Annotated in this window: 12 protein-coding genes; all 12 read right to left on the reverse strand. The window is 64.6% G+C overall.

Annotation, left to right across the window (positions count from 1 at the left end):
• Positions 1 to 12 precede the first annotated feature (12 nt).
• On the reverse strand, positions 13 to 2,358 hold the full coding sequence (locus ACESMT_RS05475) for an ATP-dependent DNA helicase (protein WP_372825564.1): 2,346 nt from the start codon (positions 2,356 to 2,358) through the stop codon (positions 13 to 15).
• A gap of 94 nt (positions 2,359 to 2,452) precedes the next feature.
• Positions 2,453 to 2,878, reverse strand: coding sequence for a potassium channel family protein (locus ACESMT_RS05480; RefSeq protein WP_372825565.1), 426 nt, complete (start codon positions 2,876 to 2,878; stop codon positions 2,453 to 2,455).
• Between the two features lie 30 nt (positions 2,879 to 2,908).
• The gene (locus ACESMT_RS05485; protein ID WP_372825566.1) at positions 2,909 to 4,366 is read right to left on the reverse strand and encodes a cobyric acid synthase; all 1,458 of its coding nucleotides are present in this window, start codon (positions 4,364 to 4,366) and stop codon (positions 2,909 to 2,911) included.
• The gene (locus ACESMT_RS05490) at positions 4,363 to 5,367 is read right to left on the reverse strand and encodes an aminotransferase class I/II-fold pyridoxal phosphate-dependent enzyme (protein ID WP_372825574.1); all 1,005 of its coding nucleotides are present in this window, start codon (positions 5,365 to 5,367) and stop codon (positions 4,363 to 4,365) included. The genes ACESMT_RS05485 and ACESMT_RS05490 overlap by 4 nt, the downstream gene beginning before the upstream one ends.
• Positions 5,368 to 5,372: 5 nt before the next feature.
• Entirely contained in the window at positions 5,373 to 6,341 is a 969-nt protein-coding gene (gene cbiB, locus ACESMT_RS05495) for an adenosylcobinamide-phosphate synthase CbiB (RefSeq protein WP_372825575.1), read from the reverse strand.
• A gap of 192 nt (positions 6,342 to 6,533) precedes the next feature.
• Positions 6,534 to 7,127 (reverse strand): cob(I)yrinic acid a,c-diamide adenosyltransferase, encoded by a 594-nt coding sequence (gene cobO / locus ACESMT_RS05500; RefSeq protein ID WP_372825567.1) that lies wholly within the window; start codon positions 7,125 to 7,127, stop codon positions 6,534 to 6,536.
• A gap of 17 nt (positions 7,128 to 7,144) precedes the next feature.
• Entirely contained in the window at positions 7,145 to 7,936 is a 792-nt protein-coding gene (locus ACESMT_RS05505; protein ID WP_372825568.1) for an ABC transporter ATP-binding protein, read from the reverse strand.
• The gene (locus ACESMT_RS05510; protein ID WP_372825569.1) at positions 7,936 to 8,955 is read right to left on the reverse strand and encodes a FecCD family ABC transporter permease; all 1,020 of its coding nucleotides are present in this window, start codon (positions 8,953 to 8,955) and stop codon (positions 7,936 to 7,938) included. The genes ACESMT_RS05505 and ACESMT_RS05510 overlap by 1 nt, the downstream gene beginning before the upstream one ends.
• Positions 8,952 to 9,863 carry an ABC transporter substrate-binding protein gene (locus ACESMT_RS05515; RefSeq protein ID WP_372825570.1) on the reverse strand — a complete coding sequence of 304 codons (912 nt, stop codon included), beginning with the start codon at positions 9,861 to 9,863 and terminating at the stop codon, positions 8,952 to 8,954. The genes ACESMT_RS05510 and ACESMT_RS05515 overlap by 4 nt, the downstream gene beginning before the upstream one ends.
• Entirely contained in the window at positions 9,860 to 10,450 is a 591-nt protein-coding gene (locus tag ACESMT_RS05520) for a bifunctional adenosylcobinamide kinase/adenosylcobinamide-phosphate guanylyltransferase (RefSeq protein ID WP_372825571.1), read from the reverse strand. The genes ACESMT_RS05515 and ACESMT_RS05520 overlap by 4 nt, the downstream gene beginning before the upstream one ends.
• The gene (locus ACESMT_RS05525) at positions 10,443 to 11,294 is read right to left on the reverse strand and encodes an ABC transporter substrate-binding protein (protein ID WP_372825572.1); all 852 of its coding nucleotides are present in this window, start codon (positions 11,292 to 11,294) and stop codon (positions 10,443 to 10,445) included. The genes ACESMT_RS05520 and ACESMT_RS05525 overlap by 8 nt, the downstream gene beginning before the upstream one ends.
• Positions 11,275 to 12,579 (reverse strand): cobyrinate a,c-diamide synthase (locus ACESMT_RS05530; protein ID WP_372825573.1); only part of this gene is annotated, 1,305 nt, incomplete at its 5' end. The genes ACESMT_RS05530 and ACESMT_RS05525, both read right to left, overlap by 20 nt.

Raw genomic sequence — 12,579 nt, forward strand, 5'->3', positions numbered from 1 at the left:
GCCAAATGCCGCTCAGGCAGCGCGACGCCCTTGCGTTCGCGCCTGCTGGAAGCCCACCTGCCACCAGCCGGGAAACAGCGCACGCACTTCGGGCTGTGCGTAGCGGTCGTCAATCAGGTAGACCACGCCTTCGTCGGACTCGGTGCGGATCACCCGGCCCGCTGCCTGCACGACCTTTTGCAGCCCGGGGTACAGATAGGTGTAGTCGTAGCCGCTACCAAAGCTGTCCTCCATGCGCTGGCGGATCTGCTCGTTGACGGGGTTGATCTGCGGCAGACCCAGCGTGGCGATAAAGGCGCCGATGAGGCGCTTGCCCGGCAGATCGATGCCCTCAGCAAACGCACCACCCAACACGGCAAAACCGATGCCGCTCGACTCGGGCGAAAAGCGCTCAAGAAACCCCCTCTTCGCGCCTTCTTCCATGCCACGCGACTGCTCCCAGACCGGAATGGCCGGATAACGCGCCTTGAACAGATCGGCCAGTTGCTGCAGGTAGTCAAAGCTGCTGACAAAACTCAGGTAGTTGCCAGGCGCCAGCGCGTATTGCCTGGCCATCAGTTCGACCAGCGGTGACAGTGAATTTTCGCGGTGGCCATAACGCGTGGACACATCGTTGATCACATGCACCGACAGCTGCTCGGCCCTGAACGGCGAGGCCACGTCCAACCAGGCCGTGTTGTCAGGCAGGCCCAGCAGGTCGCTGTAGTAGTGCGCCGGACTCAGTGTCGCGGAGAACAGGGCTGCTGAATGGGCTGCGGCAAAACGCGCCGCCAGAAAAGGTGCGGGCACCACATTACGCAGGCACAGTAGCGCCCCGCTGCCTGACTGCGTGATGTCGAACAAGGAATGCGCGCCCAGCAGTTCGGCCATGCGCGAAAAATGCAACACCTCGAAGAAAAAATCCTGCAGCCGCGCGTCTATGCCCGAGGGGTGGTCAGCCAGGTGGTCGAGGATGGCACTCGCGGTCTGCTGCAGCGCCCCGCGAAAGTCCTGCGGCACCTCGTCATACACCTGGTAGTCGCCGGTCTGGTCCTGGTGCAGCGCCTGCCAGCTGCGCCTCAGCCGGTCCAGCACATTCTTGATGGGTAGGGGGGCCGACTGCCGCGCGGCGGCGAGACGCACGGGGTCCAGTTCAGCCGAATACATCTTGCGCGCACGCTCGACCAGGTTGTGAGCCTCATCGACCAGCACGCTGACACGCCACTGGCCGGCCTGCGCCTGCGTGTGCAGCATGGCGTTCACGTCAAAGTAATAGTTGTAGTCGCCGACCACCACGTCGCTCCAGTGCAGCAGGTCCTGGCTCAGGTAGTAGGGACAAACCTCGTGCGCCAGCGCCACCTCGCGCAGCGCGGCTTTGTCCAGCGGGCCATTGCCAGTAGCTGCTGCATCCACAGCAGACTGCCGCGCCCCGGGCAGACGGTCATAAAACCCTCGGGCCAGCGGACAGGCGTCACCGTGGCAGGCCTTGTCGGGGTGTTCACAGGCCTTGGTCTTGGCCACCAGTTCCAGCACGCGCAAAGGCAAAGCCTTTGCAGCGCCCCGGTCCCCTGGCAAGGCCGGTGCTGCAGCCTTGATCAGTGCCAGCGCATCAAGTGCGAGTTGCCGGCCGGGCGTTTTGGCAGCCAGAAAAAACACCTTGTCCAGCTGCTGCGTCGGGCAGGCCTTGAGCAGCGGAAAAATCGTACCCACGGTTTTCCCGATACCGGTCGGCGCCTGCACTATCAGGCAGCGCCCGCTGCTGGCCGACTTGTAGACCGCTTCAGCGAGTTCGCGCTGGCCGGGCCGGAAAGCCGCGTGCGGAAACGCCAGCGAGCCCAGCGCCGCGTCGCGCGCGGCGCGGTGCGCCAGCTCCTGCCTGGCCCAGCCGAGAAAACGTTCGCACTGGTCTTCAAAATACAGCTGCAGGTCATCAGCGCTGAACGACTCGACCAGCAGTGTCTCGTCCTGCGTGACGACGTTGAAGTAGACCAGCGCCAGCTTCAGCTGCGGCAGGCCTTGCTTGCGGCACAGCAGGTGACCATAGACCTTGAGCTGCGCCCAGTGCAGGTGCCGGTGGTTCTCGCGCATGGCCTCCAGGCTGCCCCGGAAAGTCTTGACCTCTTCGAGCTGCCCGAGTTCGGCGTCGTAACCATCGGCCCGTCCACGCACCCGCAGCTCTTTGTAGTCACCGCTCAGACTGACTTCAGTCTGATAGTGCGCCGGCCGCCGCATTGCCACCATGCGGTGGCCCTGCATGCCTTCAAGCGCTGACGGCGAAGGCGTGAAACGCAAATCCAGGTCACCGAGCCTGGCCGTGAACTCGCACAAGGCACGCACGGCGACCACATAAGGCTTGGCCGTGTCGGTGGCGGCGGTCATGAGAGGAGGAAGGGCTGCATAGCTGTATGAATAGCCAGTATTGTAGCCAGCCGCCCCGAAGATCACGGTCTCCCGCTCAGACCAAGCTGCTGGATTACGTCGAGTCCCAGAATTTTTTCATTTCAACAAACAGGAAAGAAGCGGTCCAGGTGATCAGCACCAGCCCAGTCAGGGACTCAATGCCGGTCAAAAACCGCAAATCCCCCAAGGGCTGGATATCGCCAAAGCCCAGCGTGGTGAAGGTTGTGAAAGAGAAATAGACGCAATCGAGCAGGCTGCCGTCGAAGTTTCCCGTCAATCGACCCCAACCCGGGGCGCGGTGCATGAAATAGTAGGCAAACGCAAAAAGCCAGACCTCCACCGCATGGGCGACCAGAGCGCCCCCCACGCCAAGAAGAATTCTCAGTCGGTGAATGATTTTTATTGTGGGCAACAGGCGCGTGAACCGATACAGGAATTCGCAATGAATAACCACGGCCACCACCACGACGAGGGTATTGACGAGAAGGACGGTAATCATGGATCTCCCGCTGATGATTGTCTGCGGTCCCTACGCTATCAGGGAATCCAGCACGCCCGGCTCGAAGTGTTTGCCGATGTAGTCGGCGAGCCCCTCAAACACAGAATCCAGCGTCGGCGTGCTGGCGCCGAACAGGGCGTGCAGCACAGCGGCGTCTTCGAACAGGCCGTGCAGGTAAACCCCCAGGACATTGCCGCTGGCATTTTGCCACGCCAGCCCGTCGGGCATGACCGATCGCGCCACATCACCAGCGGCGGCCATCGCGCTGTGCGGCGCGGTCTGGCCGTGATGAATTTCGTAACCCTGCGCGGCCACACCCGACAGCGCCGCCCACGGGCCGCCCACCGATGAAAAACTCGCCTGCGCGCGCCGCACGGTCTTGTCGGCTTCAAACACCGTGACCACCGGCAACAGGCCCAGGCCGGGGCCATTGCCGTCGATGCCGTGCGGGTCGATCAACGCTTCGCCGAGCATTTGCAGGCCGCCGCAGACGCCCAGCACCGCGCCACCCCGCCCGGCATGGGCGGCAATCGCAAGGTCCAACCCCTGCGCGCGCACCCAGTCCAGGTCGCTGCTGGTCGCTTTGGAGCCGGGCAGGATGATCCAGTCGTCCGGCCCCAGGCCGACGAGTTCCGTCGGGCTGCGTACCCACCTCAAATGAAGACCCGGCACATTCTTGAGGGGCTGGAATTCGTCCAGGTTGCTGATACGCGGGTAGGCGATGACGGCGACCGTTCGCGTCACCACACCTGAGGCCACGCTTCGGTCGTCAAAAACACCGTCTTCTTCTGGCAGACCATGCTGCCACCACATCGGCAAGGTGGCCATGGTCGGCACGCCGGTCAGGTCCTGCAACATCTGCGGACCGGGTGAAAGAAGCGCCGCATCGCCGCGAAACTTGTTCAGCACAAAACCCCTGATCAGCTTTCGCTCTGCCTCATCCAGCATGGCCCAGGTACCGTAAAGGTGTGCAAACGCCCCGCCCCGGTCAATGTCGGTGACCAGCAGGCAGGCCGCGTTGGCGTGTTGGGCGACGCGCATGTTGACGATGTCGCTGTCTTTAAGGTTGATCTCGGCCGGCGATCCCGCGCCCTCGATCACCACCACATCGTTGTCTTCGATCAATTCGTCAAGCGCTTGCGCCACCACCGGCCAGACCGAGGCGCTGCGACCACGCCATTCCATGCGCGACAGTTCGGCGTTGACCTGCCCCATCAGGATCACCTGGCTTTGTGTGTCCTTCTCAGGCTTGAGCAGCAGCGGGTTCATGCGGACCTCGGGCACGACATTTGCTGCGAGCGCCTGGAAGTACTGGGCGCTACCGATTTCTCCCTGAGTGACCACTCTGGCGTTGTTGCTCATGTTCTGCGCCTTGAAGGGCGCGACCTTGAGCCCCTGGCGCGCGTAATAGCGGCACAGCGCGGTGGTCAGCCAGCTTTTGCCGGCACCGCTGGTGGTGCCCAGCACCATCACACTTTTTGCAGTCATGTTGTCTTGTTGATGAGGTGTTGCCAGGCATTGTGCAGCGCATCCTGCGCGGCAGGCGGCATGACGCTCACGCGCACAAGGCCCGGCAGGCCAAACGACGTCGCGTCGCGCAGCTTGATACCCTGCTTTCGCAACTGTCCCAATGCGTTCTGCAAGCTCATGCCCTCAGGCAGCGCAGGACGCGCACAAAAGAAATTAGCCTCGCTGGCCAGGCAGGTCCAGCCCAGCGATTCGCACAGCGCGAGCTGCGCGTTCTTCCACGCCCGCAAGGTCGGCAGGCTGGCGGCCAGCCATGCCTGCACATCGGCACGGACCCAGGCCTGCAGCATGGCCACCCCGTGTGCGCCCACAGGCCATGACGGTGCCAGGCTTTCAAGCTGCGCCACCAGCTCGTTGGTGCCAGGCGGCGCAATCACATAGGCCGCGCGCACGCCGGTCAAGCCAAGGGCCTTGTTCGGTGTCCAGAGCTGCCAGAAGTCTTGTAACGCTGTCTCTGGCAGCGCCAATGCGCCACTGAGCCGCAAAGGCTCGTAGGCGCGGTCGAGCACACACAACGCGCGGCCGCCTGCCAGTTGATCCAACCCGGCATGCGCGACGCCCATCGGACTGGACGGATCGCAAGCCCAGCGCAGTTGCGACTGCTCGACCCGCTCGGCGACCAGCAGATTCCAGGCACGCGCCGCCTGCGCATAGTCCCCGTAGCTGCAGGGCGGCAGCCAGACGGCCGCCGCACCACGCTGCGCCGCCAGCGCCGTGATGCGGAAAATAAACTCGCTGGCGCTGCCCGCCAGCACCAGCCGTGACACGGCAACGCCGTGGAACTCAGCCAGCTGCCGGCGCAGGGCCGTGTAGCTGGCGTCGGGATACACCGTGGCGTCGGCCCGCCTCACAGCAGCCAACGCTGCCGGACACGGTCCACACGCGTTGCTGTTGCTGGAAAAGTCGTACAGTGGCACGCCGTGCTGGTCGGGTCCGCCATGGACGCGTGGGACGGGCAACATGGCGGTCATGGCGACAAGGCGATATAGTACGAAATTGCTATGATAATTATAGCAATCTTCGCAAACAGGACAAGGGCTAACACCGCTTTTGATGCATATTTTTGGGCGGAAGCCGTATCGACCGGCGCTGCCGGCCTGCCCGCCGCGTTGAGGGTGTAGACGCCGGGCTTGCCCAGGCTCACGCCGAGCGCCAGCGCCATCGCGGCCATGGGCCAGCCGCTATTGGGCGAGGGTGTTTTGGACGCTTCCCAACGCAAGGCACCGAGCGGCAGGCCACGCGCCGCCAGCGCCAGCAACACCGCCGTCAAACGCGCGGGCAGCCAGGACAACACATCGTCGGCCCGGGCGGCCCACTTGCCCGCCCACTCCCACTGCCCCCGGTATCCCCACATCGCATCGGCGGTGTTGGCAAAGCGGTAAATCGCCGCGCCGGGCAGGCCAAACAACACAAACCAGAAGATGGGCGCGACCACCGAATCATTGAGGTTTTCAGCGAGCGATTCGATGGCGCTTTCGCGCACTTCGCTGGCGCTCAGCAACGCAGTGTTGCGGCTGACCAGCCAGGACAGGCGCTCACGCCCGGCCTCCAGCGACTGCTGCAAGGCAAGCTCGACCGCCCCCACCTCGTCATGCAACATGCGCCAGGACAACATGCATTTGAGCAGCCAGCCCATCAGCGCAGCCAGCAGCACAAAAGCTGCGGCCCTGTCAGGCGCGGGCTGGGCGATCAGCAGGCCGAACTGCCGGAAAGCAAAGGCCTGCACCCCCCACGCCAGCAGGCCCGTCACCAGCACACCCAGCCACCAGGCCAGCGCGCCCAGCGCAAATGCCGGCGCCGGCCGCAGACGGACGGTCACGCGCCCGCAAGCTGCCAGATAACGCCCCATGGCCACCACCGGGTGAAAGCGCGCGCGCGGTTCGCCCCAACGCGCATCAATGCCCAGCGCCAGCAACAGAACGAACACCGGCAGCATGACCACCGCCACGCAGGCAGCCAGCCCGTCCAGGCCAGGGGCGGACTGGAAACGCTCCCAGGCCATCAGCACGGCAAGCTCCCGCCCGCGCCGGGCGCCCACGGACCGCCAGACGTGGCTAAAAAAAACGACGCCGACAACCGATGGATCATGGACACATGCATGGCGGAATCGTAGCGTGGCCCCAGCCCGTCAATCCTCAATACCGCGCTGCGCCGGAATGCCTGCATTGAAGGCATGTTTGACCTTGGTCATCTCGGTCACGGTATCGGCCAGCTCGATGATCTCGGGCGGGCAGCGTCGGCCGGTGATCACGACGTGCACATCGGTTGGGCGGTCGAACAGCGTTTGAACGACCTCTTCGACGCCGCCTAGAGGCTCCATCCAGCCGTAAATCAGCGGGTAGGTGAATTCATCAAGCACCACCATGAAGTACTCACCACTTTGTATCGCGGCCTTGGCCTTGGCCCAGCCATCGCGCGCAAGCTGGGCCGAATGCTCCAGGTCCTGGCTTTTCCAGCTGAAGCCGTCCCCCAGGCCTTCGATGGGGATGCCGAGCTGCTCGAACATGCGGTGCTCGCCAAAACGTGCTGTCGGGACCTTCATGAACTGGAAAATCTTCACGGCCTTGCCATGCACATGGTGACGGCCCTGCGCGCGCAGGGCCAGACCGAAGGCGGCTGTGCTTTTGCCCTTGCCGTCGCCGGTGTTGACGATGAGCAGGCCACGGCGTTCGCCCTCGGGCTTGTCGTAGGGTTTGGCGACGGGCGGGGTTTCGATCTGCATGGTGGGTCTTTCTGAAGCTAAATTTTTGGCATCGCCAGCCACTGACCAGCGATCTGGTGCACGGCGATGCGGTGGTCAAACACGGCTTCGAGCGCGCGGTGCGTCGCGGCATGGTCGCAGGCACCGTGGTGGATGATTTGCCCGGCGCCCATCACCACCATGTCATCGGCATGCAGTGCGAAGGAAATTTCGTGGAGCACGCTGACCACCGTCTTTCCGCACGCGACCAGCGCACGCGTCGTCAAGAGCCAGTCGGCCTGGTGCGGCGGGTCCAGGTTGGCCAGCGGCTCGTCCATCAGCAGCACCTGCGCCTCGACCGCCAGCGCGCGCGCCAGCAACACACGCTGGCGCTCTCCGCCGGAGAGCTGGCCCAGCGAACGGTCGCGCCAGTCCCAGGCGTGGGTAGAGCGCAAGGCACGTTCAACGGCGGCGTGGTCCTGCGCGCTGGGCGGCGCCAGCCAGAGCTGGTGCGGCAGGCGCCCCAGCATGGCGACGTCGTAGACGGTCAGGTCGTCGGCCGAACTTTCGTTCTGGCCCAGCCAGGACAACAGCCGGGCCCGCTCGCGGCCACGCAAGTCTGCCACCGACCGGCCCAGCAAGGTGATGCTGCCGCTGTGCGGCAGCAGACCCGCCAGCACCTTGAGCAAGGTGGACTTGCCGGCACCGTTGGGCCCGACGATGCTGGTCCAGCGCGCTGCCGGCAACACCAGCGAGACATCGTGAAGTATCTCGGTAGTTCCGAGCTTGGCCCTTAATCCATCTGCGTGAATAGCTACTGAATTGATAGCAAATGGAGCAGCTTTCGCCATCACATCCCCCCTCCCCGGCTGCTGCTGCGGTGCATCAGCCACAGCAGGTAGCCGCCGCCCAGCACGGCGGTCAGCACGCCCACCGGCAGCTCCTGCGGCGCCATCAGCCAGCGCGCCAGGATGTCGGCGGCCATGAGCAGCACCGCGCCCATCAGGCTGGCCAGCACGATCAGGCGCCCGTGCGTCGTCTTGACCACCGAACGCACCAGGTGCGGCGCGGCCAGGCCGACAAAGGCGATCAGCCCGGTTTGCGCCACCGCCGTGCCGGTGGCCAGCGCCAGCACCGCCACCAGCGCGGCGCGCATCTGCGGCAGGCGCAGCCCCAGGCTTTGCGCCGTGGACTCGCCCAGCGCCAGCCCATCCAGCACATGGCTCATCATCCAGGCGGCCACCAGGCAGGCGGCAAACACCACGGCCATCACCGCACACGCCGCCCAGCCGACAAAGGCGGTGCTACCCAGCATGAAAGACTGCATGGCCTGCATGATGTCGGGCGTCAGCAGCAGGATCAGGGAGCTGAGCGCGCCCAGCACCACGCCGACGATTACGCCGGCCAGCAGCAGGCGCAGCGTGTGCTGCACGCCTTTGGCCAGCACCAGCGTCAGCAGCACCGCCAGCACCGCACCCACAAACGCGGCGCCGGTCAGGCCGATGCGCGCCACCCAGTGAGTGGCCAGCGGCGACACCCCAAACAGCGCCATGGCCAGCGCCACACCCAGCGAGGCACCGGAAGCGCTGCCCAGCAGGTAGGGGTCGGCCAGCGGGTTGCGGAAAAGGCCCTGCGCCACCGCACCGCCCAGCCCCAGCAAAGCACCGGCCAGCCAGGCACCCGCGGTGCGCGGCAGGCGGATCTCCCAGACGATCTGCAGCGCCTGCGGGTCGCGCTGCATGTTCAGCACGCTTTCAAAACCGGTGCTGCCAACGCTGGCACCCAACAGCAGCAGCAGCGCCGTGGCCAGCAGCAAAACGCCGCCGAGCACGACCGCCTTGCGATGCTGGGAGGTCTGTTGCAAGCTCATCGCGCCTTGTCTTCCAGGCAGCGGGCCATGAGGCGCGCAGCCTCGGCCATGCGCGGACCGGGGCGTACCACCACGTCGGACTCGTCCACGCCAAACACGCAAATGCGTTGCTCCCTGACCGCCTTGATGCTGGCAAAGCCGGGGTAAGCCGCCATGGCCTGCATGCTGCGGTTGCCGACCATGATCACGTCGGGATTGGCGCGCACCACAAACTCCGGGTTGAGCTTTGGGAAAGGTCCCAGCGCGGCTGGCACCACGTTTTTCACGCCGAGCCGGCTCAGCGTCTCACCAATGAAGGACGACTCGCCGGCCGCATACGGCCCGCGGCTGACCTCGAAATACACCCGGGTGTTGCGGGCTTTCAGCGACAGCGACTGGGCGGCGGCCGACACACTGGTATCGATGACGCGCCACAAGCGCTCGGCGCCCGCTTGCGGCGGCACCTGCAGCAGCACACCCAGCACGGACAACACGCGCCGCACATCGGCATGGCTCCTGGTCTCCAGCGCCACCACCTTGATGCCCAGCGACTCCAGCCGCTGGCTGGCACGCGAGGACACTGCCATCAACACCACGTCGGGTTTGAGCGCAACGATGCCCTCGATGTTCGGGTCCAGCCCGCCGCCCATGACCGGCAGGCGCCGCACGCTGGCCGGGTAGTTTGAGTAACGGTCCACGCCGACGATACGCTGGCACTGCTCCAGCGCGCAGACGCTTTCGGTCAGCGAAGGCAGCAGGCTGACGATGCGTTGCGGACTCTGGCTAAAGGTCACGGTCGTACCGCGGTCATCGGTGAGTTGCAGGGCTTGGGCGGCGTTTGCGACAAGAAAAAACAGCCATGTCAGCAGCAGCAGAGCCCTCACCCCAACCTTCTCCCAGAGGGAGAGGGAGCAAGAGGGGGAGCTCATGGCTGGCCTTTCAAGGTCAGCGGCAAACCGGCCGCCATGAAGGTCACACGCTCACAGGCCTGCGCCACCTCCTGGTTCAGCCGACCCAGGGCATCCACAAAATCCCGGGTCTCACGACCCATGGGAATCACGCCGAGTCCAATCTCGTTGCCGACCAGCACCATCGGCCCGGGGCTGCCTTGAATTGCTTCCAAAAGCATAGCAGCTTGCACCCGTGGATAAAGGGCTACAGTCTCTTTTTGCATATGAAGATCGGGATATTCAGCAGGCATGAGCCAGTTGGTCAGCCACAGCGTCAGGCAATCGACCACGATCAGCGTCTGCGCGTCGCCCGCCCGTGTGATGGCTTGGGCCGGTTCGCGCGGCTCTTCCACCGTCGTCATGCCGGGCACACGCTCGGCGCGGTCCCGCTGGTGGCGCGTGATGCGTTCACGCATTTCGTCGTCCCACGGCTGGGCGGTTGCGATCATCACCGCTTTGTGATCAGGCGAGGCGTCCAGCCATTGCCGGGCGATGAGTTCAGCACGGCGCGACTTGCCACTGCGCTGGCCGCCGAGGATCAGCTCGCTGCGCGCGACTTCAAGCATGGGCTTTGCTCCACTGCATCACCAGACGGTGGATCTGCTCGACCCCGTCGGTCAGGGCGGCGGGGCCCGGCTGAAGAATCTCGGCCGACTTGATTTCGAACAACTGCCGGTTTTTCACGGCGTTGACGTTTTCCCAGCCTGCCCTGCCGACCACGTGGTCGGGACGGAACTTGCGGCCACACCAGGAGCCAAGGATGATGTCGGGGTTGCGTCGCACGATCTCGCCGCCGTCGGCAATGATGCGGTCCTTGCCCATGGCTTGCGAGGCGAGCTCAGGAAAGCAGTCATCGCCGCCGGCAATACCGATCAGCTCCGACACCCAGGCAATGGCGCTGATGTGCGGGTCGTACCACTCTTCAAAAAACACGCGCGGCCGGCGCTTGAGGCTAGAAGCCGCCCGCTCGATCTCCAGCAGGCGACGCTGCATGCCCTGCATCAGCGCGCGGCCACGAACCTCTTGCCCCACCATGGCGGCAAGCTGGTACATCATCGAAAAGATCTCGGCAACGCTGCGCTGATTGAAGATGGTGACCTGGATGCCTTTTTTGACCAGCTGCGAGGCAATGTCGGCCTGCAGGTCCGAAAACCCGATCACGCAGTCGGGCTCCAGCGCCACGATTTTGTCGATCTTCGCGCTTAGAAAGGCGCTGACCTTGGGCTTTTCCTCGCGCGCGCGCGGTGGGCGCACGGTGTAGCCCGAGATGCCGACGATGCGCCGCTCTTCACCCAGCAAATAAAGCCATTCGGTGGGCTCTTCGGTCAGGCAGACGATACGCTGCGGACCGTAGAGCGCGGCACCCTCGGCGTTTGCCAGGGCGCGCCAGTCAGTGGCTTGATCGGTCATGGCCGTCCTTCAAAAAAAGTCGCGCGGCCGCTTCTGGATCGGACGCAAACCAGGCGTGAAAGTAACTCGCCCGCACCTGGCCTGACAGGTAAAGCGCTTCGCCCTCGCCGCGCAGCTTACGCCCTGGCGCAGCTTCGGTGCGCGCTGCAGGGTGAAGCGTTGTCGTGCAGGTGGAGTAGTGAAAGGTATGGCCGCGCAGCGTGGCGCCTGCCACACGCAGCTGCTGGGGCCCCAGCGCGGCGAGCCGCTTTTGCATACTCACGCTGCCGGGCAATACGCCCCACATCGGGTGGCTGCTGCCATCCACAGTGGTGAGCTGGTCAAACAGCACCATCATGCCGCCGCACTCGGCCCAGACCGGCTTGCCGGCACGCACATGGTTCCCGATGGCGTTTTTCATGGCGTTGTTGGCGGCCAGCGTGTCGGCATGCAGCTCAGGATAACCACCGGGCAGCCAGAGCGCGTCGCATTCAGGCAAGCCACTGCCTGCGAGCGGCGAAAAATAAGCCAGTTGTGCGCCCATTGCCTGCAGGCAGTCGAGATTGGCGGCGTAGATAAAACAAAAAGCGGCATCACGGGCCACCGCAATGGTTTTCCTTGCAAGACTGGATTGCTCTGGCTCCCTCTCCCTTTGGGAGAGGGCTGGGGTGAGGGCTCCCCGCGCGGCTTCAAAATCGACCGTCCACACCCGCAAATCATCCACACCCATCTGCCCCAGCGGGGTAGCCGCCAGGGCATCGGCCGCCGCATCCAGGCGCTGCATCGCGTCGCCCAGCTCATGGTCCATCACCAGACCCAAATGCCGCTCAGGCAAGGTGAAGGCATCGCTGCGCATCAGCGCCCCCAGCCATAACGCCCGGTCGCGCAGGCTTTCCTGGAGCATAAGCGCATGGCCCCCGGAGGCCACCCGGTTCGCCAACACACCGGCAAAACGCAGGCCTTCGCGGAAATTTTGCAAGCCCCAGGCCAGCGCACCAAACGTGCCGGCCATCGCGCCGGCGTCAATCACCGTGAGCACTGGCAAACCAAAACGCTGGGCCAAGTCTGCCGCACTGGGTTCGCCATCAAACAGGCCCATGACCCCTTCGACAATGATCAGGTCAGCATCCTGTGCAGCATCGTGCAGGCGCTGCGCACAGTCGGCTTCGCCCGTCATCCATAAATCGAGCTGATGCACTGGCGCGCCGCTGGCCAGGCTGAGCCAGTACGGATCGAGAAAATCCGGCCCGCACTTGAAGACCCGCACCCGCCTGCCCTGACGCGCATGCAGGCGCGCCAGGGCGCA

The sequence above is a fragment of the Polaromonas sp. genome, from assembly GCF_041689105.1.
GTDB lineage: Bacteria > Pseudomonadota > Gammaproteobacteria > Burkholderiales > Burkholderiaceae_C > Polaromonas.